Raw genomic sequence first — 24,928 nt, 5'->3', positions numbered from 1 at the left:
CTGCCGTGCCCGCTCGACGTCCCCAGCCGGCGGTCCGCCTACCGGGTGTACGGCGGCCACGACGTTGGCCGCAGCCAGCGGTAGGACCGGCACCGATGCGGCTTGACCCTCACGCTGCGTAAGGCCCCAGGGTGGGGTACATGAGTGACTACTACGACGCTTTCGAGATGAGTCCCGTGCCCGATCCGGGCCCGGACGCGGTTGCGCCGGAGCCGTTCCGGGGCATCTACGGGATGCCCGCGTTCGTGACGATCCCCACGAGCGACCTGGCGGCGTCGGTGGATTTCTGGACTCGTGGGCTCGGGTTCTTCGAGCTGTTCAGCATCCCCGGCACGCTCGTGCACCTGCGCCGGTGGGCGTTCCAGGACGTGCTCCTCCGCTCGGCGGAGAGCGTCCCGGCGCAGCCACCGGCGATGAGCTTCAGCTTCTCGGGCGTGCTCAGCCAGATCGATCCCCTTGTCGAGGCATGTCGTGCGTTGAACCCGGACTCGGTCGACGGCCCACGGGACACCCCCTGGAACACCCGCGACGTGGAGGTGATCACCCCCGAGAACGCACGGATCGTCTTCACGGCGGCGAAGCCCTTCGATCCGGCCAGCCAGGAGGCGCGGAACCTTGAAGCCATGGGGATCACCCCACCGGGCGGCGGTCGCGGCGACAATGCGGAGCATGCCTGATGCCACCGACGCCGATGGCCTGACCGTCGGCCAGGTCTCGACGCGTCTGGGCGTGACGGTCCGCGCGCTGCACCACTGGGATGACATCGGTCTGGCGCGACCGTCGCTGCGCACGACTGCCGGCTACCGGCTCTACACCGCCGGCGACCTGGAACGCCTGCACCGCATCGTCGTCTACCGGGAGATCGGCCTCGGTCTGGACAGCATCCGGGCCATCCTGGACGACTCGACCGCGGACGTGCCCGGCGCACTGCGCGCGCAGCGCATCCAGGTCGCCCAGCGGATCGACCGTCTCCAGCAGCTCAGCGCCGGACTGGATCGCATGATCGACGCCCACGAGCGCGGCCTGCTGCTGACCGTCGAGCAGCAGGCCACGATCTTCGGCCCCCAGTGGGACCCGGACCGGCACGCCCAGGCCCGTCACCGCTACGGAGACACGACGCAGTGGCAGCAGTACGCCGAACGCGCAGCCTCTCGCAGCCCGGAGGAATGGCAGGCCGTCGCCGACACCGTTGCCGACCTCGACCGTGCCCTCGGCGACGCGATGGACGCCGGGGTCACCCCTGGCAGCCCGGAGGCGAATCGACTCGTCGAGCGGCACCGCGAGGTCTTTTCCTCGTACTTTCCCCTCACCAGGCAGATGCAGGTCTGTCTCGGCCGCAGGTACGAGGCCGATCCGGCATTCGCCGCCCACTACGACGGCATCCGTGCCGGCCTCACCACGTGGTTCCGGCAGAGCATCGACGCCAGCGCACGCGCCCACGACATCGACCCCGACACCGCCACCTGGCAGTAGAGCGCGGGTCCGGAGGCCCGCCGTCAGTCGGCTGGCTGCGATGACCCTCATGACCGGGTACAACTAGGCTCTGCGGTCGTGAACGCACCCCGCATCGCCGCGCCCGTGACCGGCGCCGCCGGCCGGTTCTTCACCGGCGTGGGCCTGCTCCTGCGCGGCCTCGGCCTCTACGTCCGCAGCCCCGGGCTGATGCTGCTCGGCGTCATCCCGGCGTTGATCTCGGGCGCGATCTTCGTGGCCGCGTTCGCCACCCTGGCGTACTTCGTCGAGGACCTGGCCGCGCTGGTCACGCCGTTCGCCGACGACTGGTCGACCACCGGGCGCAGCCTCGTCCGGGTGATCGCCGGGCTGGCCTTCCTCGGCCTCGGCGGCCTGCTCGCGGTTGTCACCTTCACCGCCGTCACCCTGGTCATCGGCGACCCGTTCTACGAGAAGATCTCCGAACGCGTCGAGGAGCGCCTCGGCGGCACGCCCGGCGCGGTCGACGTGCCGTTCTGGCCGTCGCTGCGGCGCAGCATCGCCGACTCGGTGCGGCTGGTGGGCCTGTCGATCCTCTTCGGCATCCCGCTCTTCGCCGCCGGCTTCATCCCGGTGGTCGGCCAGACCGTGGTGCCGGTGATCGGGGCGGCGGTCGGCGGCTGGCTGCTCGCCGTGGAGCTGGTCGGGGCCCCCTTCTACCGGCGCGGGATGCGGCTGCCGGAGCGGCGGGCGCACCTCAAGGCGGACCGGCCGACCACTCTCGGCTTCGGCGTGGCGGTCTTCGTCTGCTTCCTGATCCCGCTCGGCGCGGTGCTCGTCATGCCGGCCGCCGTCGCCGGGGCGACCCTGCTGGCCCGCCGCTCGCTCGGCCAGTCCGTCACGGAGGGCTGACGTGGAGATCACCCTGGTCGGGGGCGACATCACGACGCAGCGGGTGGACGTGATCGTCAACGCCGCCAACTCGTCGCTGCTCGGCGGCGGGGGAGTGGACGGCGCCATCCACCGGCGGGGCGGGCCGGCCATCCTCGACGAGTGCCGGGCGCTGCGCGCCTCCCGGTACGGCCGGGGCCTGCCGACCGGCCAGGCGGTGGCCACCACCGCGGGCGACCTGCCGGCCCGCTGGGTGGTGCACACGGTCGGGCCGGTCTGGTCGGCCGACGAGGACCGCTCGGCGCTGCTGCGCGACTGCTACGCGAACAGCCTGCGGATCGCCGACGAGCTGGGCGCGGGCACCGTGGCGTTCCCGCTGATCTCGGCCGGCGTCTACGGCTGGCCGGTCGAGGACGCCGTACGGCAGGCCCTGTCGGTGCTCGGCTCGGCCACCCCGGCGCACGTCACCGAGGCCCGGCTGGTGCTCTTCGGCGCCGAGACCCTGGCGGTCGCCCAGCGGGTGCGGGCCGCCGGCTGACCCCAGCCCTCGGGGCGGGCCGCCGGCTGGCCCTGGACCTCGGTGCGGGCCGTCGGCTGAATCGGACCGTCAGGAAAGCTCGCGCAGGCAGGACCAGCTCGACCCGACCGGGCGGTAGCCGAGCCCGACGTTGACCGCCAGCATCGGCGCGTTCGCCTCGTCGTTCGAGGTGTAGGCGACGCGTACGCCGCCGGCGGCGGCGCGGTGCAGCGCCGCCGCCTTGACCAGGCGGGCCAGCCCACGCCCCCGGTGCGTCGGCAGCGTGCCGGTGTAGTCCGACCACATCCGGTCGCCGTCGCGCTGGACGAGGCTGAAGGACGCCACCTCGCCGCCGATTTCCGCCACCGTGCTGGCCGCGCGGTCCAGGCCCGGGCTGTCCCAGATCTCGGAGCGCCAGCTCTCGTAGCTGATCGCGTCGGCGGGCACGTCCTCCGGCTCGTCGGCCGCCGCCGCCACCTCGGTCAGGTAGACCCGACGCGGCTCGACGTCGGTCAGCGCAAGCAGCCGTACGCCCGGCGGCGACTCCGGCATCGGCGGGGCCGGCCGCAGGTCGAGGGCCGAGTAGCGCAGCTCCCGGCTCGGCGTGAAGCCGTGCCGGCGGGCGAACGGCAGCGACTCCGGCAGTGCCCAGGTGCGGATCCGGCGCGCCCCGATGTCGCGCAGGTGCCCCAGCGCGGCGGTCAGCAGCGCGGTGCCGGCGCCCCGGCCCCGGTGCTCCGGGTGGACGTGCAGGGTGGAGATCTCGCCGACGTCGGGCTCCGAGGTCCGGTCGTTGCGGTACGCCGACACCCAGCCGACCACGGCGTCGTCGACCTCGGCGACGTACGCGGTCCACTGCTCGCCGGGCGGGGGCTGGGCGATCATCTGCCGGGTCGACTCGACGCCGCGCACCAGGTAGGGGTGCACGATCGCACGCATCGCCACCACGGCGGGCGCGTCGTCGGGGCGGGCGGTGCGGATCCGCATGTCAGCCCTCCTCGCGTACGGCGGCGACGGCCTCGACCTCGACGAGCTGGTCGGAGTAGCCGAGCACGGCCACCCCGAGCAGGGTGCTGGGCGGCTCGTGGTCGCCGAACGCGTCCCGGACCACCTCCCACACGGCCACCAGGTCCTCCTGGCGGGACGACGCCACGTACACGGTGGTCTTGACGACGTCGGTGAGTCGGGCCCCGGCCGCCGCGAGGGCGGTCTCCAGGTTGGCCATCACCTGCCGGGCCTGGCCGACGGGGTCGCCGGGCGCGACGGTCCGGCCCTCGGCGTCGAGCGGGCAGGCGCCAGCGGTGTGCACGAGCCGGGCGGGCGGCTCGACCGTGGCCGCGTACGCGTACTCGGCGACGTCGGAGAGGGCGGGTACGCGGATCAGCTTCACGGTCACGCGCGCGACGCTACCGGCGCCCGCACAGCGCCTCCACGGATTAACTCCGGCGCTCGTCGGGCGGGGGCGTCAGGAAGGGACCCTTCCCTGCACCTCAGGCCGACTCGCGGACGATCAGCTCGGTGGGGAGCACCACGGATTCGATGGCCTCGCCGGCGGCCAGCCGCAGCAGCAGCCGGGTCATCTGCCGGCCCAGCTGCACGATGGGCTGCCGGACGGTGGTCAGCGGCGGCTCGGTGTACGCCGCCGTCTCGATGTCGTCGAAGCCGATCACCGCCACGTCGTCCGGCACCCGCCGCCCCGCCTCGCGCAGCGCCCGCAGGGCGGCGTGCGCCATCAGGTCGGAGGCGGCGAAGACGGCGTCCAGGTCGGGGTGCTCGGCGAGGAGCTGCCGCATGGCCGTCGCCCCGGACTCGCGGGTGAAGTCGCCGGTCGCCACCAGTTCCGGCAGGCCGGCCTCGGCGACCGTGTTCCGGTAGCCGGCGAGGCGCTCGATGCCGGCCACCATGTCCTGCGGGCCGGCGATGGTGGCGATGCGGCGGCGTCCGCTGTCGAGCAGGTGCCGCACCGCCGTGGCCACCCCGCCGACGTGGTCGACGTCGACGTAGGGCACGTCCGCCCCGTCGAGCGGCCGGCCGCTGCACACGACCGGGATGCCCAGCCGGGCGAGCCGGCCGGGCAGCGGGTCCTCGCCGTGCAGCGAGGCGAAGAGCACCCCGTCGACGTGTCGCCCGGTCGTGTAGCGCTCGACCCGGTCGTGGCCGGCGGGCGAGCCGGCCAGCATCAGCACGAGCTGCTTGTCGGCCGCCTCCAGCTCCTGCGCCGCGCCCCGGATGATCCCGGGGAAGACCTGGTCGTCGGAGAAGACCCGGGTGGCGGCTTCCGGCAGCACCAGGGCGATCGAGTCGGTCCGCTGGGTGACCAGGCTGCGGGCGGCCAGGTTCGGCACGTAACCCAGCTCGGCCACCGCCCGGCGGACCGCGTCCCGGATGGGCTCGGCGACCGTCGTGGAGCCGTTCACCACCCGGGACACGGTTGCCCGCGAGACGCCCGCCCGCCGGGCCACTGCTTCCAGCGTCGGCCGCTGCGCCGTCGTCATCCCCGTTACCACCCTCGTCACAGCCCGTTCCGGGAGATCACCTCCTGGTACCACCGGGCGCTGGACTTCGGTGTGCGTCGCTGCGTCAGGTAGTCGACGTGGATGATGCCGAACCGTCGACGGTAGCCCTCGGCCCACTCGAAGTTGTCGAGTAACGACCATACGAGATAGCCCCGGAGGTCCACGCCCCGGGAGATCGCCTCGTGCACGGCGCGCAGGTGCCCGTCGAGGTAGGCGATGCGGTCCGCGTCCATCACCTGCCCGGCACCGTCGGCGTCGGCCTTGTCGGGGAACGCCGCGCCGTTCTCGGTGACCATCAGCGGCACGCCGGGGTAGTCCGTGGCGATGCGTTCCAGCAGCCGGGTCAGCCCGGCCGGTTCGATCATCCACCCCATGTCGGTCAGCGGCCCGGTCGGCGGGAGGAACTCCACCGCGCCGTCGGTGCCCGGGTAGGCGCTGCCGCCCGCGCCGTCCGGCCGGCCGGCGACGTAGGTGGGGGCGTAGTAGTTGACGCCGAGCAGGTCGATCGGGGCGGCGATCAGCTTCTCGTCGCCGTCGCGGATGAACGTCGGCTCGACGATGCGGGCCACGTGCTCCAGCACGTCGTCGGGGTAGGCCGCGCGCAGCAGGGGGTCGAGGAAGATCCGGTTGTGCAGGCCGTCGACCAGGCGGACCGCCGCCGCGTCCGCGGCGCTGTCCGGGTCGGCCGCGCGTACGTCGGCCGGGTTGACCGTGATCCCGACGGTCTGCGCGCCGGCCGCGCGCAGCGCGCGGGCCGCCAGGCCGTGCCCGAGCAGCAGATGGTGTACGGCGGTGAAGGCCGCGCCCGCGTCCTGCTCGCCGGGGGCGTGCACCCCGTTGCCGTAGCCGAGGTAGGCCGAGCACCACGGCTCGTTGAGGGTCGTCCAGGTGCGGATCCGGTCGCCGAGCCGGGTGTGCACCGCTGTGGCGTACGTGGCGAAGTGCTCGGCGGTCTCGCGGTTGGTCCAGCCGCCCCGGTCCTGGAGGGCCTGCGGCAGGTCCCAGTGGTAGAGGGTGACGATCGGGTCGATGCCCCGGGCCAGCAGCGTGTCGGTCAGCCGGTCGTAGAAGTCCAGGCCGCGCGGGTTGACCGGGCCGGTGCCGTCCGGCTGGATCCGGGGCCAGGCCACCGAGAAGCGGTACGCCTTCAGCCCCAGCTCCGCCATCAGCGCCACGTCGTCGACGTAGCGGTGGTAGTGGTCGCAGGCGACGTCGCCGGTGTGGCCGTGGTGGACCTTTCCCGGCGTACGGCTGAAGGTGTCCCAGATCGACGGGCCGCGACCGTCGTCGGTGGCCGCCCCCTCGATCTGGTACGCGGCGGTGGCCGCCCCCCAGACGAAGTTGTCGGGGAATCGCAGAGTGCTCACGCCTTGACCGCACCTTCCATGATGCCGCCGATGATCTGGCGGCCGAACAGGACGAAGACCAGCAACAGCGGGAGGGTGGCGATGGCCGTTCCCGTGAACACCTGGGACATGTCCGTGTAGTACCCGTCGGACAGCGTGCGCAGGGCGAGCTGCACGGTGGGGTTCTCCGGGTCGTTGAGGACAGCGTACGGCCACAGGAAGTCGTTCCAGGTGGTCATGAACGTGAGCAGCCCCAGCACGGCGGCGGCCGGGCGCAGTGCCGGCAGCACGACGTTCCAGTAGATCCGTGCGGTGTTGCAGCCGTCCACCCGGGCCGCCTCGATCAGCTCGTTGCTGACCGCCTGGCCGGCGTACTGCCGCATCATGAACACCCCGAAGCCGGTGACCAGGGCCGGTACGATCACCGCCGGCAGCCGGTCGTTCCAGTTCAGCTTCGTCATCAGCAGGTAGAGCGGGATGACGCCGAGCTGGGTGGGCACCATCATCGTCGCGATGATCACCATGAGCAGCGCGTTGCGTCCCCGGAACCGCAGCTTGGCGAAGGCGAACCCGGCCAGCGTGGAGAAGAAGACCACCGAGACGGTGACCGTGACCGCCACGATCGCCGAGTTGACCAGGCCGGCGACGAAGTACGCGTCGGTGTTGTTCAGCAGCCGGGACACGTTCGCGCCGAAGTTGCCGCCGGGGGTGACCGGTGGTGGCAGCTGGCCCATCGCGTCGTTGGAGCGGCTCGCCACCACGAACATCCAGTAGATCGGGAAGATCGACAGGACCCCGGCGGCGATCAGCGCGGCGTAGGTGAGCCGGCTGGCGGCCCAGAGGCGGGTCATCGCGCTCCCTCCTTCGACTTCGCGTGATCCTTCGGGGGCTTCGCGCCGCCGAGCCGGCGCAGGAGCAGCACGTTGATCGCCGCGACGACCGCGATCAGGGCGAAGAGCAGCCACGCCACCGCCGAGCCGTAGCCGAAGTTGTAGTGGGGCGCGAAGGCGTTCTCGAACATGTACATGGTCACGGTCTGCGACTCCCGTAGCGTTCCGCCCCGGATCGGGTTGGTTCCGGAGTGGAACAGCCGGGGCTCGGTGAAGAGCTGGAGCCCGCCGATGGTGGAGATGATGACGGTGAAGATGATCGTCGGCTTGAGCAGCGGCACGGTGATCGACCAGAACTGGCGGGCCCGGCCGGCCCCGTCGATGGCGGCCGACTCGTAGAGGTCGCGCGGGATGGCCTGCATCGCGGCCAGGAAGATCAGCGCGTTGTAGCCGGTCCACCGCCAGTCGACCATGGTGGAGATGGCCACCCAGGACGCGAACCGGTTCGACTTCCACTCGATCGCGTCGATCCCGACCAGGTCGAGCAGCCAGTTGACCATGCCGAACTCGCGGCCGAAGAGCACCCCGAAGACGATCGCGACCGCCGCCGTCGACGTGATGTTCGGGATCAGCACCGCCATCCGGAACGTCGTCCGGGCCCGCAGCTGCCGGTTGAGCAGGTTGGCCAGCCAGAGCGCGGCCAGCAGCTGCGGGACGGTGGAGATGACGAAGATGCCGAGGGTGTTGACGACGGCGTGCCAGAAGTCGGGGTCCTCCAGCAGCCGGCTGTAGTTCTCCAGCCCGACGAACGGGTGGTTGCTGCCGAGCAGGTCCCAGTCGTGCAGGGAGACCCAGAACGTGTAGATCAGCGGGTACGCCCCGAACACCCCGAAGAGCACGAAGAACGGGGCGATGAACAGGTAGGGCGAGTACTTCGTGTCGAGGCGGCTGAACCGCATCGCCGGTGTGCGTCGACCGGTGCGGGGCGCCGGTGCGACCGGCGGGCGCGGGTCGAGCTGGACGGTCATGCCCGGACCACTCCTTTCCCGGGTGCGGGCGGGACCGGCGCCCCCGGCGCCCTCCCGCCCGCACTCCGGCTCGGGCTACTTGGCGGCGGCCTTCTTCGCGTTGTTGACCGCGTCCGTCCAGCCCTGGTCGGGCTTGCGCTGACCCAGTTCCACCGTCCGGACGGCGTTCTCGACCTCGGTGCGGACGGCCTGGTTCTTCGGCCCCATGTAGACGGGCTTCAGCGTCTTGGCGCCCTCGCCGAAGATCTGCCCGACGGGGGCGTCGGAGAAGTACGCGTTCTTGGCGTCGACGATCGCGGGGTCGGCCAGCGCCTGCGGCGAGGAGGGCAGCGGGCCCTTGGCCTTGAACGCCCCGATCTGGCCCTTGGCGCTGGTCAGGAACTTCGCCAGCTCGATCGCCTCGGCGCGGTGCTTGCTCTGGGTCGGCACGGCGAGCCACGAGCCGCCCCAGTTGCCGCCGTTGCCGGGCACCCGGGCGATGTCCCACTTGCCCTTGGCCTCGGCGCCGGCGTTGCCCTCGATGACGCCCGTCATCCAGGCCGGGCAGGCGATGGTGGCGAACTTGGCCTGCTTGAAGGCCGACACCCACTCCTCGGACCAGGAGCCGTACTTGCCGGAGAGGCCGGAGTCGATGATGTCCATGGTGGTGTCCCAGGCCTGCCGGACCGCCGGGTTGCTGTCCACCACCAGGTTTCCGCTGGTGTCGTAGTAGTGGTAGCCCTGCGCGTTGCCGGCCGTCTGGAGCACGATCGTGTTGAAGATGTTGGTCGCGGCGTCCAGGAACGAGGCGCCGGTGTTCTTCGCCTTGAACTGCTCACCGACCTTGACGTAGTCCTGCCAGGTCGGCCAGAGCTTCGACACGGCCTCGCGGTCGGTGGGCAGGCCGGCCTTGGCGAACAGGTCCGTGCGGTAGCACATGGCCATGCCGCCGACGTCGGTGCCCAGGCCGATCAGCTTGCCGTCCTGGGTCATCCCGCCCTTCCACTTCCACTCCAGGAAGTTGCCCTGGAGCTCGGCCCCGCCGTGGTCGAGCAGGTTGACGAAGTTGTCGGGGTTGGCCTTGTACTCGACCATCAACCCCTCTTCGATGGCGACGACGTCGCCCGCGCCCTTGCCGGCGGCGAGCCACTGGGTCAGCTTCGGCGAGTAGTCGTCGAGGTTGGTGCCGGTGCCACGCTCGACGATCTTCACGTTCGGGTGGCTGGCCATGTACTCCTTGTAGAGCTCTTCATAGCCGAACTGGCTGAACACGTCCACGGTCAACGTGATCTTGCCGTCCTTGGCGGGTTCGTCGCCGGCGCAGCCGGCGGTGGCGAACAGCGCGGTGGCGGCGACGAGGGCCACCGCCGCCAGGCGGCGGCGCGGAAAGACACCCATATCGGTCGGACCCCTCTCAGGTCGTCTGAGGTGGTGAGGCAGGTGGTGGAGCAGAGCTGAGAGAGCGCTCTCACGACAGGGTGGTGGTTGGTCCGGTCCGGTGTCAAGAGAGCGCTCTCCGCTGGTTGCGGATCGAGACCGGACGCAAAGAGAGTGGCCGCCTGTGCCGGGCGGCCACTCTCGTCGTACGTGCGGTGGGAACTGCGCGGAGCCCTCGGGGCCCGGCTCCGCGCGGCGGTGGATCAGCCGACGCGGAGGCCCTCCAGCAGGGCCCGGTCGCCGGCCACGTCCAGCGTGTCGAGGCCGACCCGGCCCCAGAGCGCCAGCAGCAGGTCGCTCGCGGTGCCGCTGACCTGCGCCCGCGCGTGGTGGTCGTCGTGGTCGAAGATGGTGGCCGTGTCGAGCAGCGCCACGCCCTCGCCGCGCAGCCGCAGGAACCACTCCTGACCGGCGTCGACGGCGGAGATCTGCACCACCCCGCGCCACTGGCCGGCCGTGCGGCGCCGACCGGCCGGCAGCCAGGTGTCCAGGATCTCGCTCACCCCGTCGGCGGCGAGCTTCGCCTCGACCGGCTCGCCCGCCGCGATGGCGAGCTGGGCGTCCCACCGGTGCACCGCGGTCTCGTGCGCCATCCGGCGCGGCCAGAAGCCCGCCTTCTTCGGCTGCGGCGCCCAGTTCCACGCCGGGGCCTCCGGGTCGAGGCCGTCGAAGAGGGTCATCAGCCGGTCGTACGCCTGCTGCCAGAGCTGGAGCGGGGCGACGCCCGGCTCCAGCTCGACCGGCTCGGACCCGCCGGGCGAGGGGGTGGCCGCGCCGGTGCCCGCGAACGAGTGCACCCAGCGGTAGAGGGAGGTGAGGTGCAGGGTCAGATCAGCGACTGTCCAGCCGGGACAGGACAGCACCGGTGTCTCCGGCGGGGCTTCCGCCACGGCGGCGGCGAACGCCGGGCCCTCCGCCCGGAGCGCTCCCAACCAGAAGTCCTTCGTTGCGTGCAGTCTGCTCATCGCCATCCTCCCGGGGGTGACCGGGCCACCAGTGGGCGCCGCGGCTACCCCTCAGCCTAGGGTGAAAGGCGTGTCAGACGTCTACGCCCAGCCGACAACCGGAACCGAACCCGCCACGACGTGCGACCTGGCGCGATACACCACCCTACGCCTGGGCGGTCCCGCCGCCCGTGTCGTCGCCGGCACCGACGCCGACGCGATCGTGCGGGCCGTGCGGGAGGCGGCCGGACGCGACGAGCAGGTCCTGCTCCTCGCCGGGGGCAGCAACGTCGTGATCGGGGACGCCGGCTTCCCCGGCACCGTCGTCCTGGTGCGCTCCCGGGGCGTGCGGGTGGTCGCCGAGGACGCCGACGCCGTCACCGTACGCGTCGAGGCCGGCGAGCCCTGGGACGAGCTGGTCGCCACCACCGTCGCCAACGGCTGGTCCGGCCTGGAGTGCCTCTCCGGCATCCCCGGCTCGACCGGCGCCACCCCCATCCAGAACGTCGGCGCGTACGGCCAGGAGGTCGCCGAGACCATCGTCGGCGTCGGAGTCCACGACCGGGTCGAGGGGACCGTCGGGCGGATCGACGCCGCCGACTGCGGGTTCGCGTACCGGTCCAGCATTTTCAAGTACAGCGACCGCTGGGTGGTGCTCTCCGTCGACTTCCGGCTCGCCCGCTCGCCGCTGTCCGGCCCCGTGCGCTACGCGGAACTGGCCCGGGCGCTCGGCGTGCAGGTGGGGGACCGGGTGCCGCTGGCCGACGCCCGGGCCACGGTCCTGCGGCTGCGCGCCGGCAAGGGCATGGTGCTCGACGCCACCGACCCGGACACCCGCTCGGTCGGCTCGTTCTTCACCAACCCGGTGCTCGACGCCGCCGCGTACGAGCTGCTGCGCGAGCGCGCCGCCGACATCGGCGAGCCGCCGTCCTGGCCCTGCCCCGGGGACATGGTCAAGGTCAGCGCCGCCTGGCTCATCGACCGGGCCGGCTTCGGCAAGGGCCACCCGGGGCCGGAGGGCGTCGCCATCTCCAGCAAGCACACCCTCGCCCTGACCAACCGCAGCGGCACCGCCAGCACCGCGTCCCTGGTCGAGCTGGCCCGGGAGATCCGCGACGGCGTCCACGACCACTTCGGCGTGACCCTGCACCCCGAACCGATCCTCATCAACTGCACCATCTGACCCGCCGCCGGGCAGCCGTCAGGCGGGGGCGATCTCGGGCCAGGGGAGGGTGAGTTCGCCGTGGCGCCAGCGGCGGGGGCCGTCCAGGACCGGCCAGCCCGCCGCCCGTACCGCGGCGACCGCGCGCAGCCAGCGTTGGCGCGGGCCGTACGGGGCGTAGCCGGCGGCGGCGTGCCAGGCGTCGTCGAGCGCGCGGATCAGGTCGTGGATCCGCTCGCCGGGGACGTTGCGGTGGATCAGCGCCTTGGGCAGCCGCTCGGCCAGCTCCGCGGGGGTGTCGAGGGTGGTGAGCTTCGCGGCGAGGGTGAGCGTACGGGGGCCGTCGGCGTCGATCAGCAGCCAGCCGCCGAGCCGCCCCAACTCGTCGCAGGTGCCCTCGACCAGCAGCCCGCCCGGGGCCAGCCCGGCGGTCATGGTGCGCCACGCGTCGGCGACCTCGCGCTCGTCGTACTGGCGCAGGACGTTGAACGCGCGGACCAGGGCGGGCCGCAGCCCGGCCAGCTCGAAGCCGCCCCGGGCGAAGGTGAGCCGGGGCGGGTCGGCGGACGGCTGGGCGGCGGCGACGCGTACCGGATCGATCTCCAGCCCGACGACCCGCACGTCGGGGCGGACCGCGGTGGCGAGCCGGGCGCGCAGTTCGACGGCGGTCACCGGGCTGGCGCCGTAGCCGAGGTCCACCACCAGCGGGTCGGCCGCCTCGCGCAGCGCCTCCCGGCAGGTCTCGACGATCCAGTTGTCCACCCGGCGGAGCCGGTTCGGGTTCGTCGTCCCCCGGGTCACCACGCCGAGCGGCCGGTGCCGCGCCGTGCCCGTCATCGTCCGCGACCGCCCGGGCCGGCTCAGCCGACCCGGTGCACCTTGTGCTGGGCGGCCTGGGCCAGCGGCCGTACGACGAGGCGGTCCACGTTGACGTGCTGCGGGCGCGTCGCGCACCAGGCGACGCAGTCGGCGACGTCCTCGGCGACCAGCGGCTCGGCGACCCCGGCGTAGACGGCCGCTGCCCGCTCGGCGTCCCCCGCGAAGCGGACCAGCCCGAACTCGTCGGTCCGGACCATGCCCGGGTCGATCTCGATCACGCGCACCGGTCGGCCGCAGAGTTCCAGCCGCAGCGTGCCGGCGATCGCCGTCTGCGCGTGCTTCGCGGCGGCGTAGCCGCCCCCGCCCTCGTACACGGTGAAGCCGGCGGTCGAGGAGACGACCACGATGGTGCCGGCCCCGGACGCCTCCAGCGCGGGCAGCAGCGCCTGGGTGACACGCAGCGTGCCGAGCACGTTGACGTCGTACATCCACTGCCAGTCGCCGACCGACCCGGACTCGACCGGATCCAGGCCGCGCGCGCCGCCCGCGTTGTTGACCAGGAGGGTGACCGGGCCCAGGGCCGTCGCCGCCCCGGCCAGGCCGGCCACCGACTCGTCGGAGGTGACGTCGCAGGCCACGGCGGTGGCCGCGCCCCCCGCGGCCTCGATTTCGGCCACCAGGGCGGCCAACCGGTCGGTACGCCGCGCGGCGGCGAGGACGTGGAACCCCTCGGCGGCGAGCCGGCGGGCGGTGGCCGCCCCGATTCCGCTGGAGGCTCCGGTGACGACGGCGACAGAGGTCATCCGGCCATTCTCCCCCGGGCCACCGGGGCGGGTGCCGGCGGCGTGGTGATGAGGTCCGTCACGCCCGGGCGCCGCCCCGGCGCATTACAGGTGCCCGATGGGGAAGATGACATCGGCCGGGGACGTTGTCCGAAGGGCGCCGGGCGTGCGGACGGCATAAACCGTGACAAAAGGAGCGGACGTGGCGGAATTGCACACCGGTGTGGGTCGTCAGCGCGGTGCGCGCCCGTGGCCCCGCCCCCGGCGGATCGCGACGCTCTCGGTGCACACCTCACCCCTGCACCAGCCGGGCACCGGCGACGCCGGCGGCATGAACGTCTACATCCTGGAGGTCGCCCGGCGGCTGGCCGAGGCGGACGTCGAGGTGGAGATCTTCACCCGGGCCACCTCCGGCGACCTGCCCCCGGTGGTCGAGACGGCGCCCGGCGTGCACGTCCGGCACGTCACCTCCGGCCCCCTCGAAGGGCTCACCAAGGAGGAGCTGCCGGGGCAGCTCTGCGCCTTCACCGCCGGCGTGCTCCGCACCGAGGCGTCCCGGCCCCCGGGCCACTACGACCTGATCCACTCCCACTACTGGCTCTCCGGCCAGGTCGGCTGGCTGGCCAAGGAGCGCTGGGGGGTGCCGCTGGTGCACACCGCGCACACGCTGGCGAAGGTCAAGAACGCCCAGCTCGCCGCCGGGGACCGGCCCGAACCGAAGGCCCGCGTCATCGGCGAGGAACAGGTGGTCACCGAGGCCGACCGGCTGGTCGCGAACACGACGGTCGAGGCCCGTGACCTCATCGACCGGTACGACGCCGATCCGGCCCGCGTCGCCGTGGTCGAGCCCGGCGTGGACCTGGACCGGTTCCGCCCGGCCCCGGGGAACCGCGACCGCGCCGTCGTCGAGGCCCGCCGCCGGCTCGGGCTGCCCGCCACCGGGTACGTGGTGGCCTTCGTCGGCCGCATCCAGCCCCTGAAGGCCCCGGACGTGCTCATCCGCGCGGTGGCCGCGCTGCGCGAGCGCGACCCGGTCCTCGCCGACGAGGTGACCGTGGTGATCTGCGGGGGCCCCAGCGGCAGCGGGCTGGACCGGCCGACCGCCCTGATGGAGCTGGCCGGCACGCTCGGCGTCGCCGACCGGGTGTGTTTCCTGCCCCCGCAGACCGGTGACGACCTGCCCGCCCTGTACCGGGCCGCCGACCTGGTCGCGGTGCCGTCGTACAACGAGTCCTTCGGCCTGGTCGCGCTGGAGGCACAGGCCTGCGGTACGCCGGTGGTGGCCGCCGCCGTCGGCGGCCTCGTGACCGCCGTGCGGGACCAGGTCAGCGGCGTGCTGATCGACGGCCACGACCCGGCCGACTGGGCCCGTACGCTCGGCCGCCTGCTGCCGGACCGGCCCCACCGCGCCGAGCTGGCCCGGGGCGCCGCGCGGCACGCCCGCAACTTCTCCTGGCACCGCACCGCCTCCGGGCTGCTCACCGTCTACGGCGAGGCGATCGCCGCGCACCGGGCCCGGCTCGCCTCCGAGCTGGCCTGCGGCCCGGCGATGTCCTGCTCCTGGTGACCGCTCGCGCGCCTGCCTGCCGGCCTACGGGCGCGCGCCGACCCCCGTCGCCTGATGCCGACCCCCGTCGCCTGATGCCGACCGTCGTTGCCTGGGCCGGCCGCTCTCGTGCCGGCCGTCGTCGCCTGGCGCCCGCCGCTGTCGCGTTGGCCGTCGTCGCCGGCCGTCGTCGCCTGGTGCCGGCTGCTGTCGTGCCGGCCGTCGTCGCCCGGTGCCGGGGCGGTGCCGGCCGTAGAGTGGATCCGATGAGCGGGAAGAGTGATCTTGCGGCCCTGATCGAGTCGGTCTGCGACGAGCGGGAGCTGGCCTGGGAGTCGACCGGCCCGGGCTCGTACGCGGTCACGCTGCCGGGCACCCACAAGCTGAAGACGGTCTGCAACCTCATCCTCGGCGAGCACGCGCTGCGCATCGAGGCGTTCGTGATGCGCCAGCCGGACGAGCGGCGCGAGGAGCTGTGGGCCTGGCTGTTGCAGCGCAACGCCCGCATGTACGGCGTGTCCTTCTCCGTCGACGCGGTCGGCGACGTCTACCTGACCGGTCGCGTCAACCCGGCCGGGATCGACGCCGACGAGCTGGACCGGCTCCTGGGCGCGGTGCTGACGTACGCCGACGAGTCCTTCGACACGATGCTGGAGATCGGCTTCGGCAGCTCGATCCGGCGGGAGTGGGAGTGGCGGGTCAAGCGGGGCGAGTCCACCGCCAACCTCGCGGCGTTCGCCCACCTCTTCGAGCCCTCCCCGGGCGCGGCCGGGCAGCCGGGCACGGCAGGGTAGGTCGGGCGTCGTCGGGCAGCCCTGTGCCGTTGGGCAGCCTGGTGCCCGCCGGGCAGTCGGATGCCGTCGGGCCGCACCGGTGCCCGCCGGGCAGTCGGATGCCGTCGGGCCGTACCGGTGTCGCCGGGCCGACCGGGGGTGCCGCCGACGACCGCCTCGGGTCGTGCTCGCCGGGAGGGTCCTGGCCGCGCTCGTCGACCGGCCTGGACCACGGGTGCCCCGGTCGGAGGTTCGGACCGGTCCTGACGGGTATGCCGCACCGCGCGGTGCGGCACTGGGACCCGCCGCGCGCCGAGGACCAACTGTCGAGGAGCGTGAGCGTCCCATGGCTCAGCGGAACAGCTCAGGTCGCGGCGGGACTGCGACCAGGACGAAACGGCAGCCGGGCAACCAGACCCCGAACACCCCGTCGATCTCCGAATCTGAGATCTCCGGGATGAAGGTGGACGAGATCCGGGGGCAGCTGCGCAAGCGCGGGGTCTCCGGCATCTCCGCCCTGCGCAAGCCGGAACTGGTGAAGACGCTGGCGAAGACCCTGCGGGCGGAGCGTACCTCGGGCGGTGCCGCGCGTCGCAGCACCGGGCCCGCCGGTCGGGCGACGGGGACGCGGGCGTCCGCCGGACGGGCCGCCGCCACGAAGAAGGCGGCGTCGGGCCGGGCGGCGAACAAGGCAGCCCCGGGCCGGGCACAGGCGGCCAACAAGGCCGCTCCGGCGAAGAAGGCTGCGGCAAAGAAGGCAGCGGCGAAGAAGACGGCCCCGGCGGCGAAGAAGGCACCCGCGGCGAAGAAGACGGCGGCTGCGAAGAAGGCACCGGCTGCGAAGAAGACGGCTGCGGCGAAGAGAGCTCCGGCGGCGAAGAAGGCGGCGGCGAGGAAGACCGCTCCGCCGGCGAAGGCGGCGGCGAAGCGGGCTCCGGCCAGGAAGGCCGCCCCGGCGAAGAAGACCACGTCGGCGGCCCGGAAGTCCACGGCGGCCCGTACGTCGGCGTCGGCGCGGGCGGGCACGACGCGCGGCGGTACGGCGACCGGTGTCCGGACCGGGCGGAGCACCTCGCGGTCGGTGCGCTCCTCGCAGCTCATCTCGTCCACCGCCGACCGGCCGGAGCGCCCCGGCCGAAGCCTGGTGACCACCAACCACGACGTGATCCGCAACTGGGCGCGGGAGCGCGGCGCCGCACCGGCGACGATCGCGGGAACCGAGCGGGAGGGGCGGGCCGGCGTACTCACCTTCAACATGCCCGGTTACCGCGAGAGCAGCCGGGTACGTGAGATCACCTGGGACGAGTGGTTCCGGACCTTCGACGAGCGGAAGCTGAACCTGATCTACCAGGAGCAGCTCCGTGACGGCCGGCCGAGCAACTTCTTCCGTACGGAATCGCCCGATCGTGAGGACGCCTGACGTGTTTGGGGGAATGGTCGACGGGTAACCGCTGTTGGCCACCACCGAGGCCCGAAGTGACGGTACTCCCGGTGGGAACCGGAGCTGTGACCGGCGAGACAGCCCATCCAGGTTGTCTTCGTAATCCCGGGCGAACTAACTTTATTGCACCGCGCCACGCTTGGAACCGTTCGGGGGAGCGGTGGATCGATCAGATCCGTGCACCGAGTGAGGCGCGGGGGACGGGTGGAACAACACCGTTGGGGGACGGTGGCCACCTGTTTGGACCGGCGGCGCGAGCGGGCGACGCCTACGGGGGTGGGCTTCGCCCGCCGCCGCCGGTCATACGGTGCGAACGCCCATCGCGATCACGAGTCGCGGTGGGCGTTCTGCTGTCCCCCCAACCCGGGCTTTCCTTCCCGCCCGCCGCCTGCGTTGATCATGATGTCGGCGGCGATGTCGATCTCCCAGGGCCGCCAACCTGATGATCACCGCACCGAGGACGGGGCGGGGGTCGGGGATGGGGGAAGGGGGGTGGAGAGCTGGCGGAGGGCCGCTACGCGGCGTTCGCGGGGTGGGCCGGCGAGCAGATGGCAGCCGGCGGCCAGCAGCCCGAGCCCGCCGACGATGAGCCAGTGCCGGTCCCCGAGGTACTGGAGGCTGACCCCGCCCAGGGTGGGCGCCACGAACGACGCCGCCGGGAAGGCCAGGTAGAACACCGACTGGTAGCGGGCCCGCAGCTCGAGCGGGGCGAGGTCGGCGTTGATCTGCGCGTTGGGCGGCGCGGCGAGCATCTGGCCGACCGTCCAGACCACCGCCGCGGCCAGGTAGACCGCCACGTCGTCGGCGAACGCGAGAGTGGCGAAGCCGAGCGCCAGCAGCGCGGTGGAGACGGCCAGGACGCGGTCCTTGCGGTGCCGTTCGATCAGCCGCGGCACGAAGAGCTGCCCGAGCACGATCAGGACTCCGCCGAGCGCCACCACCGCGCCGTACGCCGACGGGCGCAGGCCGTCCGACCGCATCGCCAGGGGCATGATCGTCGACGTCTGCATGGTCAGCACGGCCAACACGAAGGTCAGGCCCACGAAGGTGAGGAAGGTGCGGTCGGTCAGCGCCGTGTGCAGCCCCGGCTCCCGCTCCCGCCCCGCCTGCCGCTCCCGCCCCACCCGCCGCGGCCACCCCACCCGCCGCTGCCGCTCCCGCCCCACCCGCCGCGGCACCGCTCCGCTGCCGCGGACCGGTGCCACCCGAAGATCTTGGACACTTTCTGTCCGGTCGGAGCGGAAAGTGTCCAAGATCGGGGCAGCCTTGGCGGCGAGGCGGGGGAGCGTCTCCGGGACCTTCCAGGCGATGACCACCGCCGCGAGCGCGGTGGCGGCGGCGTCGACCAGGAAGAGCGCGACGAAGCTCGCCTCGGCGAGGAGGCCGGCCAGCAGCGAGGCGACGGCCATGCCCAGGTTGAACGCCCAGAACTGGAGGTTGAAGGCCCGGGAGCGCCGGCGTTCGGGCACCACGTCGACGATCGCCGCCACGAAGGCGGGGCTGGGCATCGAGTGCGCCACCCCGACCAGGGCGGCGAGCGCCGCGATCATCACCAGGTGCCGGCTGAAGGCCAGCCCGACCATCAGTCCGGCGGTGGCCAGGTGGGCGGCGAGCAGGGTGGACCGCCGCCCCCACCGGTCGGCCAGCACCCCACCGAGCAGCACGCCGCCCGCCCCGCCCAGCCCGTACGCCCCGACGACCGTGCCGGTGAGCGCCTCGCTCGCTCCCCGCGCCTCGGTCAGGTAGAGCGACAGGAAGAGCATCGCGAAGGCGCCGGCCCGGTTGATCAGCAGTCCGGCCCAGAGGTACCAGAAGGTGGCGGGGAGCCCGCCCGCGGTGTCGTCCAGCCAGCGGCGCAGGGCCCGCACCCGTCCTCCCGACAGTTCTGTTTCCTAACCGAGGCGTCCTCGGCCGAAGCGTCCTCGACCGTAGGAAGCCGAGGGCTGCCGCGCCAGCGTGTCGCTGGTCACCGCGCTCCCGTCGGCTCCGGCGCCCGCCCCGGGCCTCTGTCCGGCAGGCCGTCGCTCCCGGCCGGACCGACCGGCCCTGCCGGGCCCTTGTCCGGCAGGCCGTCGTCCCCTGCTGGGCCGATCGGCCGCCCCGGGTCCCTGTCCGGCAGGCCGTCGCTCCCTGCTGGGCCGATCGGCCGCCCCGGGTCCCTGTCCGGCAGGCCGTCGCTCCCTGTCGGGCCGACCGGCCGCCCCGGGTCCCTGTCCGGCAGGCCGTCGTCCCCTGCCGGGCCGACCGGCTCGGCGGGGGCCGTCGCCGCCGCCTCGGCGGCCTGCGGGGCGGGCGGGCGGATCGCCACCACCGGTACGACGGGACCGGTGGCCGCCCGCAGCAGCGTGGCCCGCCGCTCCCGGGCCGGGCCGGAGATCAGGTGGGCGAGCGCCATCAGCCCGCCGATGGCGGCGCAGCCGAACCAGAGCTGGGCGTTGCCGGCCTGCTCCCGGACCAGGCCGCCGAGGACGGGCGCGACCGCGGCGGCTCCCTGCCAGGAGAGCGAGAAGACGCCCTGGTAGCGGCCGCGCAGCTCGGCGGGGGAGAGTTCGGCGATCAGGGTGGCGTTGGACGGCGAGTTGAGCATCTCGCCGACCGTCCAGACCAGCACGGTCAGGCCGTAGAACCAGGCGGTGTCGGCGAAGGCGGTGAGCCCGAACCCGACGCCCATCACCACCGACGCCAGGGCGAGCACGTGCGATCGGCTCCGGCCCCTGATCAGCCGGGGTACGAAGAGTTGGCCGACCACGATCAGCACCCCGTTGAGCGCGATGACCGAGCCGTAGGTGGTGGGACTGAGCCCGGAGTCGCCCATGGCGATCGGCAGCATCGAGATGTGCTGGAGGAAGACCAGCGCGGCGAACAGGTTGAGCGTCACGAAGCCGAGGAAGACCCGGTCGCGCAGGATGGTGCGCAGCGCCCCGACGGGGGCGCCGGCGCCCCGCTGGCCGCCCCCGCCGGCGGGGACCCGCCGGGTCTCGCCGACCTTGAGGAAGATGACCAGTGCGGTGATCACGGTGGTGGTCGCGTCGACCACGAAGAGCAGCAGGAAGCCGGCCTCGGCGGCGAGGCCGGCGAGGATCGCCGCGCTGGCGAAGCCGAGGTTGATCGCCCAGTAGTTCAGCGAGAAGGCGCGCAGCCGGTCCTTCTCCGGCACCACGTCGATCACCATCGCGCCGAACGCGGGCCGGGCCGCCTCGGCGAACATGCCGAGCAGCAGGGCGCCGAGCGCCACGGCCCACAGTTCCCGGGCGAAGCCGAGGGCGAGCATCATGGTGGCCGCGCCGAGATGCGCGGTGAGCAGGGTGGGCCGGCGGCCCCAGCGGTCGCTCAGCGTGCCGCCGGCGGTGGTGCCGAGCGCCCCGCCGACGCCCCAGAGGCCGAGCACCAGCCCTGCCTGCGACGCGGAGAAGCCGCGCTCCTGCGTCAGGTAGATGGCCAGGAAGACCAGGACGAACGAGCCGAGCCGGTTGATCAGGGTGCCGGCCCACAGGTACCAGAAGCTGACCGGTAGGCCGCCGGTGGTGTCCCGGAACCAACCCAGCATCGTCCGCACGCCAGCGCCCCCGTAATGACCGTCTTGATTGTTGCGCCTTACAACCTAGTGCCAGGCCGGATCTCCGGGCAGCGCATTTTCCACGTGGTGGTCGTCACGACCACCGCCCGCGCGTCGCCCGGCGACGTGCGGCAGGATGATCGGCATGACTGCTAGCGAGGGGCCCACCGTCGGGACGCTGGTCCTGCTGCGGCACGGCGAGAGCGACTGGAACGCCAAGAACCTCTTCACCGGCTGGGTCGACGTCGACCTGACCGAGAAGGGCGAGACCGAGGCGCGCCGCGGCGGCGAGCTGCTGCGCGAGCACGACCTGCTGCCGGATGTGGTGCACACCAGCGTGATGCGCCGCGCGATCCGCACCGCCGAGCTGGCGCTCAATGCCGCCGACCGGCACTGGATCGCCGTGCGCCGGTCGTGGCGGCTCAACGAGCGGCACTACGGCGCCCTCCAGGGCAAGAACAAGAAGCAGACCCTGGAGGAGTACGGCGAGGAGCAGTTCATGCTCTGGCGCCGTTCGTACGACACCCCGCCGCCGCCGATCGCGGACGACGACGAGTTCTCGCAGGTCGGCGACCCGCGTTACGCGCTGCTGCCGGGCGAGCTGATGCCCCGCACCGAGTGTCTCAAGGACGTCGTCGAGCGGATGCTGCCCTACTGGTACGACTCGATCGTGCCGGACATCCTGGCTGGCCGTACGGTGCTGGTGGCCGCGCACGGCAACTCGTTGCGCGCCCTGGTGAAGCACCTGGACCAGATCTCCGACGAGGCGATCGCCAAGCTCAACATCCCCACCGGCATCCCGCTGCGCTACGACCTGGACCCGCAGCTGCGCCCGCTCACCCTGGGCGGCACGTACCTGGACCCGACCGCCGCCAAGGCGGCCGCCGCCGCGGTGGCCAACCAGGGCCGCTGACGTAGCCACGGAAAGGGCCCCTTCCCGGCGCGACGCGCGTGGGAAGGGGCCCTTTGCGCGCGCTCAGCCCGCCGTGGGGGTGGTCTGTCCGGTGATCAGGTAGACCACGTGTTCGCCGGCGTTGACGGCGTGGTCGGCGAAGCGCTCGTAGAAGCGGCCGAGCAGGGTGGCGTCGATGGCGGTCTCCACCCCGTACGGCCAGTCCTCGCCGAGCAGCAGCCCGAACAGGCTGCGGTGCAGGTCGTCCATGGCGTCGTCGTCGCCGTCGAGTTCGGCGGCGAGGTCGGCGTCGGGCTTGGCGAGCACCGAGCCGATCTTGATGGCCATCCGGTCGGCGATGGCGGCCATGTCGGTGAAGGTCGGCCGCAGCTCCGCCGGAACGGCCGGCGAGGGGTGCCGGCGCAGGGCGGTCTTGGCGACGTGGTCGGCCAGGTCGCCCATCCGCTCCAGGTCGGCCGCGACGTGCAGCGCGGTGATCATCGCGCGCAGGTCGGAGGCGACGGGGGCCTGCCGGGCGAGCAGGTCGCAGACCCGCTCCTCGACGTGCCGGTAGAGCTCGTCGATCTCGGCGTCCCGCTCGATCACCGTCTCGGCCGCCCGGCGGTCCGCGGTGAGCAGGGCTTGGGTGGCCTGCCGCATCGCGGCCCGGACCCCTTCCGCCATGTCCACCAGCAGCTGGCTGACGATCTGGAGGTCAGCCCGGAACTCGTCGCGCATTGTCACGTCCTGTGGTCGCTGGTTGTCGGTCGCCCGGCCGGGGGCCGGCGCAACGGTCGCCGGCTCCGTGGCGCGGGCGAGGGTCGCTGGTCGCCGGCCCCGGGCCGGCGGGGGCAGGTACGCCGCCCACGGTAGGTCGGGCGGGGAGACCCGAGGTGAACCTCGGTGAACGACGCCGGACGCGGGAGTGAACTTTGCCGGAAGCGAAGGTGATTCATCCTGTTTGTGGTGGTTGCCAGGTTAACAATGACCCTACGATCGCCGGGTGGAATGGGCGGTGACGGTCGCGGTGGCCGTGGGGCTGGCGGTCGGACTGGTCGCCGGGGTGCTGCTGCCCCGGCTCGTTCCGGCGCTGGGCGAACGCGCCACGCGGGCGGGGAGCCGGTCCGGCTACCCCCACACCTCCGGGAGGCTCCCGATAGCCGAGGATCCGCAGTCCGGCATCGGCCGCCGGACCATCGACTCCCTACGGGCCGGCGTGGTCGTGCTCGACCCCGACGACCTGCCCGTCCTGGTCAACCCGGCCGCCCGGGCGATGGGGCTGCTCCGCACCGGCCCCACCCAGGGCTCGATCGCCGCCCACCCACTGATCCGTACGCTCGCCGGGCAGGTGCGCCGCACCGGCGTGCGGCGCGAGATCGAGCTGGACCTGCCGCGGGGCCGCGACAACGCCGGGGTGAACCCGCTCGGGGTGCACCTGCGGGCGATGGGGATCGGGGCAGGCTTCATCGCCGTCGAGGCCTCGGACGTGACCGAGTCGCACCGGCTGGCCCGGGTCCGCCGCGACTTCGTCGCCAACGTCAGCCACGAGCTCAAGACCCCCATCGGGGCGCTGCAACTCCTCGCCGAGGCGCTGCTGGACGCCACCGAGCCCGCCGGGGCGGGCGCACCCGACCTCTCCGAGGACCTGGTCGCCGCGCGTCGGTTCGCCGAGCGCATCCAGCACGAGTCCACCCGGCTGGGCCGCCTGGTGCAGGAGCTGCTGGAGCTGACCCGCCTCCAGGGCGCCGAGCCGCAGCCGCCCCCGGAGCCGGTCGCGATCGACTGGGTGATCGCCGAGGTGATCGACCGGACCCGCACCTCCGCCGCCGCCCGCCGGATCGAGGTGGCCGTCGACGCCGAACGGGGCCTGACCGTCCACGGCAGCGACGCGCAGCTCGCCACGGCCGTGTCGAACCTGGTGGAGAACGCCGTCAACTACTCGGGCGAGGACACCACCGTCCGGATCACCGCCCGCGCCGCCGACGAACACGTGGAGATCTCCGTCGCCGACCAGGGCATCGGGATCGCCCCGACCGACGTCGACCGGATCTTCGAGCGGTTCTACCGGGCCGACCAGGCCCGGTCCCGGTCGACCGGCGGCACCGGCCTCGGGCTGGCCATCGTGAAACACATCGCCGGCAACCATGGCGGAAGGGTGGAGGTGTCGAGCACTCTTGGTGGTGGATCGACGTTCACCCTCCGGCTGCCCACCCGTCCCCCCGACGAGGGCCTGGCGACACCGCCGCCCGCTGGGATCGAGGCCGGTCCGGCCGAACTCCGGCAGGCCTGACAGCACATGGAAAGGAAGTCCCGTTGAGCCGCGTACTGGTGGTCGAGGACGAGGAGTCGTTCTCCGACGCCCTGTCGTACATGCTCCGCAAGGAGGGTTTCGAGGTGTCCGTCGCCGCGACGGGGACCGCCGCCCTCACCGAGTTCGACCGGACCGGCGCCGACATCGTGCTGCTCGACCTGATGCTGCCCGAGATGTCCGGCACCGAGGTGTGCCGGCAGCTCCGGCAGCGTTCGCACGTGCCGATCATCATGGTCACCGCCCGGGACAGTGAGATCGACAAGGTGGTCGGCCTGGAGATCGGCGCCGACGACTACGTGACCAAGCCGTACTCGCCCCGGGAGCTGGTCGCCCGGATCCGGGCGGTGCTGCGGCGGCAGAGCGCCGAGGCCGCCGAGTCGGGCGGGCCGACGCTGGCCGCCGGCCCGGTCCGGATGGACATCGAACGGCACGTGGTGACCGTCGACGGCGCCGCGGTCCAGCTACCGCTCAAGGAGTTCGAGCTGCTGGAGCTGCTGCTGCGCAACGCGGGCCGGGTGCTCACCCGGGGCCAGCTCATCGACCGGGTCTGGGGGGCCGACTACGTCGGCGACACCAAGACCCTCGACGTGCACGTCAAGCGGCTGCGCTCCAAGGTCGAGCCGGAGCCGTCCGCGCCGCGCTTCATCGTCACCGTGCGGGGTCTGGGCTACAAGTTCGAGCCCTGACCGGCGTACGCACGACGGGGCCCGCGCCGCGCGCGGGCCCC

The 24,928-nt window shown here is 73.0% G+C and carries 23 protein-coding genes and 1 pseudogene; 11 read left to right on the top strand and 13 right to left on the bottom strand.

Translation table 11 applies throughout. The features are described from left to right. The first annotated feature begins 140 nt into the window (after positions 1–140). From ACLQ20_RS06810 to ACLQ20_RS06795, 4 genes are all read left to right on the top strand, one after another. The gene (locus ACLQ20_RS06810; protein ID WP_327029679.1) at positions 141–677 is read left to right on the top strand and encodes a hypothetical protein; all 537 of its coding nucleotides are present in this window, start codon (positions 141–143) and stop codon (positions 675–677) included. Continuing rightward, entirely contained in the window at positions 670–1,473 is an 804-nt protein-coding gene (locus tag ACLQ20_RS06805) for a MerR family transcriptional regulator (protein ID WP_425854578.1), read from the top strand. The genes ACLQ20_RS06810 and ACLQ20_RS06805 overlap by 8 nt, the downstream gene beginning before the upstream one ends. Positions 1,474–1,551: 78 nt before the next feature. After that, on the top strand, positions 1,552–2,343 hold the full coding sequence (locus ACLQ20_RS06800) for an EI24 domain-containing protein (RefSeq protein WP_151452990.1): 792 nt from the start codon (positions 1,552–1,554) through the stop codon (positions 2,341–2,343). A gap of 1 nt (position 2,344) precedes the next feature. Next, positions 2,345–2,860 carry an O-acetyl-ADP-ribose deacetylase gene (locus tag ACLQ20_RS06795; protein ID WP_425854576.1) on the top strand — a complete coding sequence of 172 codons (516 nt, stop codon included), beginning with the start codon at positions 2,345–2,347 and terminating at the stop codon, positions 2,858–2,860. Positions 2,861–2,929: 69 nt separating this feature from the next. On the opposite strand, the gene ACLQ20_RS06790 is transcribed toward ACLQ20_RS06795, so the two are convergent. The 8 genes from ACLQ20_RS06790 to ACLQ20_RS06755 all read right to left on the bottom strand — a co-directional run bounded on the left by ACLQ20_RS06790 (position 2,930) and on the right by ACLQ20_RS06755 (position 10,940). Continuing rightward, positions 2,930–3,826 (bottom strand): GNAT family N-acetyltransferase, encoded by an 897-nt coding sequence (locus ACLQ20_RS06790; RefSeq protein WP_425854575.1) that lies wholly within the window; start codon positions 3,824–3,826, stop codon positions 2,930–2,932. Between the two features lies 1 nt (position 3,827). Further along, positions 3,828–4,229: a RidA family protein gene (locus ACLQ20_RS06785; protein ID WP_425854834.1), complete on the bottom strand. Its 402-nt coding sequence runs from the start codon at positions 4,227–4,229 to the stop codon at positions 3,828–3,830. Positions 4,230–4,329: 100 nt separating this feature from the next. After that, the gene (locus tag ACLQ20_RS06780; RefSeq protein ID WP_311411803.1) at positions 4,330–5,334 is read right to left on the bottom strand and encodes a LacI family DNA-binding transcriptional regulator; all 1,005 of its coding nucleotides are present in this window, start codon (positions 5,332–5,334) and stop codon (positions 4,330–4,332) included. Positions 5,335–5,351: 17 nt separating this feature from the next. Then, entirely contained in the window at positions 5,352–6,722 is a 1,371-nt protein-coding gene (locus tag ACLQ20_RS06775; RefSeq protein ID WP_327029675.1) for a GH1 family beta-glucosidase, read from the bottom strand. Further along, a complete protein-coding gene (locus tag ACLQ20_RS06770; RefSeq protein ID WP_132230775.1) occupies positions 6,719–7,552 on the bottom strand; it encodes a carbohydrate ABC transporter permease in 834 nt (277 codons plus the stop codon). The genes ACLQ20_RS06775 and ACLQ20_RS06770 overlap by 4 nt, the downstream gene beginning before the upstream one ends. Continuing rightward, on the bottom strand, positions 7,549–8,559 hold the full coding sequence (locus ACLQ20_RS06765; RefSeq protein ID WP_151452995.1) for a carbohydrate ABC transporter permease: 1,011 nt from the start codon (positions 8,557–8,559) through the stop codon (positions 7,549–7,551). Before ACLQ20_RS06765 ends, ACLQ20_RS06770 begins: the two co-directional genes overlap by 4 nt. Positions 8,560–8,634: 75 nt before the next feature. Beyond that, on the bottom strand, positions 8,635–9,936 hold the full coding sequence (locus tag ACLQ20_RS06760) for an ABC transporter substrate-binding protein (RefSeq protein WP_327029674.1): 1,302 nt from the start codon (positions 9,934–9,936) through the stop codon (positions 8,635–8,637). Positions 9,937–10,178: 242 nt separating this feature from the next. Continuing rightward, a complete protein-coding gene (locus ACLQ20_RS06755; protein ID WP_327029673.1) occupies positions 10,179–10,940 on the bottom strand; it encodes a maleylpyruvate isomerase family mycothiol-dependent enzyme in 762 nt (253 codons plus the stop codon). A 70-nt stretch (positions 10,941–11,010) separates the two neighbouring features. Between ACLQ20_RS06755 and ACLQ20_RS06750 the strand changes: the two genes are divergently transcribed. After that, positions 11,011–12,102, top strand: a complete 1,092-nt coding sequence (locus ACLQ20_RS06750; protein WP_425854572.1) for a UDP-N-acetylmuramate dehydrogenase — start codon at positions 11,011–11,013, stop codon at positions 12,100–12,102. An 18-nt stretch (positions 12,103–12,120) separates the two neighbouring features. On the opposite strand, the gene ACLQ20_RS06745 is transcribed toward ACLQ20_RS06750, so the two are convergent. Both ACLQ20_RS06745 and ACLQ20_RS06740 read right to left on the bottom strand, forming a co-directional pair. Next, a complete protein-coding gene (locus tag ACLQ20_RS06745; protein ID WP_327029671.1) occupies positions 12,121–12,918 on the bottom strand; it encodes a class I SAM-dependent methyltransferase in 798 nt (265 codons plus the stop codon). A 23-nt stretch (positions 12,919–12,941) separates the two neighbouring features. Continuing rightward, complete coding sequence (locus ACLQ20_RS06740) at positions 12,942–13,703, bottom strand: SDR family NAD(P)-dependent oxidoreductase (protein ID WP_151453000.1); 762 nt, start codon at positions 13,701–13,703, stop codon at positions 12,942–12,944. Between the two features lie 181 nt (positions 13,704–13,884). Here ACLQ20_RS06740 and mshA point away from each other — a divergent pair, with 181 nt between their 5' ends. The 3 genes from mshA (at position 13,885) to ACLQ20_RS06725 (ending at position 17,421) form a co-directional block, all read left to right on the top strand. Beyond that, positions 13,885–15,249, top strand: a complete 1,365-nt coding sequence (gene mshA, locus ACLQ20_RS06735) for a D-inositol-3-phosphate glycosyltransferase (protein WP_425854569.1) — start codon at positions 13,885–13,887, stop codon at positions 15,247–15,249. Between the two features lie 245 nt (positions 15,250–15,494). After that, positions 15,495–16,022, top strand: coding sequence for a YbjN domain-containing protein (locus tag ACLQ20_RS06730; protein ID WP_151453002.1), 528 nt, complete (start codon positions 15,495–15,497; stop codon positions 16,020–16,022). Between the two features lie 436 nt (positions 16,023–16,458). Further along, positions 16,459–17,421, top strand: a complete 963-nt coding sequence (locus ACLQ20_RS06725) for a hypothetical protein (protein WP_425854567.1) — start codon at positions 16,459–16,461, stop codon at positions 17,419–17,421. A 467-nt stretch (positions 17,422–17,888) separates the two neighbouring features. On the opposite strand, the gene ACLQ20_RS06720 is transcribed toward ACLQ20_RS06725, so the two are convergent. Next, positions 17,889–19,310: an MFS transporter gene (locus ACLQ20_RS06720; RefSeq protein ID WP_425854565.1), complete on the bottom strand. Its 1,422-nt coding sequence runs from the start codon at positions 19,308–19,310 to the stop codon at positions 17,889–17,891. A gap of 365 nt (positions 19,311–19,675) precedes the next feature. Further along, positions 19,676–20,998 (bottom strand): annotated as a pseudogene (locus ACLQ20_RS06715) (MDR family MFS transporter); the annotation flags it as partial. A gap of 145 nt (positions 20,999–21,143) precedes the next feature. On the opposite strand from ACLQ20_RS06715, the gene ACLQ20_RS06710 reads away from it, so the two are divergent. Then, positions 21,144–21,911 carry a phosphoglyceromutase gene (locus ACLQ20_RS06710; RefSeq protein WP_151453377.1) on the top strand — a complete coding sequence of 256 codons (768 nt, stop codon included), beginning with the start codon at positions 21,144–21,146 and terminating at the stop codon, positions 21,909–21,911. Between the two features lie 63 nt (positions 21,912–21,974). Here ACLQ20_RS06710 and phoU read toward each other — a convergent pair whose 3' ends face one another. After that, complete coding sequence (phoU, locus tag ACLQ20_RS06705) at positions 21,975–22,628, bottom strand: phosphate signaling complex protein PhoU (RefSeq protein WP_425854564.1); 654 nt, start codon at positions 22,626–22,628, stop codon at positions 21,975–21,977. Between the two features lie 265 nt (positions 22,629–22,893). On the opposite strand from phoU, the gene ACLQ20_RS06700 reads away from it, so the two are divergent. Further along, positions 22,894–24,180 carry a sensor histidine kinase gene (locus tag ACLQ20_RS06700; RefSeq protein ID WP_151453378.1) on the top strand — a complete coding sequence of 429 codons (1,287 nt, stop codon included), beginning with the start codon at positions 22,894–22,896 and terminating at the stop codon, positions 24,178–24,180. A 23-nt stretch (positions 24,181–24,203) separates the two neighbouring features. Further along, on the top strand, positions 24,204–24,887 hold the full coding sequence (locus ACLQ20_RS06695) for a response regulator transcription factor (protein ID WP_151453379.1): 684 nt from the start codon (positions 24,204–24,206) through the stop codon (positions 24,885–24,887). Positions 24,888–24,928 lie beyond the last annotated feature (41 nt).

Origin of the sequence: Micromonospora sp. DT46 (assembly GCF_049841735.1) — a bacterium.
Taxonomy (GTDB): domain Bacteria; phylum Actinomycetota; class Actinomycetes; order Mycobacteriales; family Micromonosporaceae; genus Micromonospora; species Micromonospora reichwaldensis.
The sequence above is the reverse complement of the archived record's forward strand: the minus strand, read 5'-3'. Positions and strand labels throughout refer to the sequence as shown.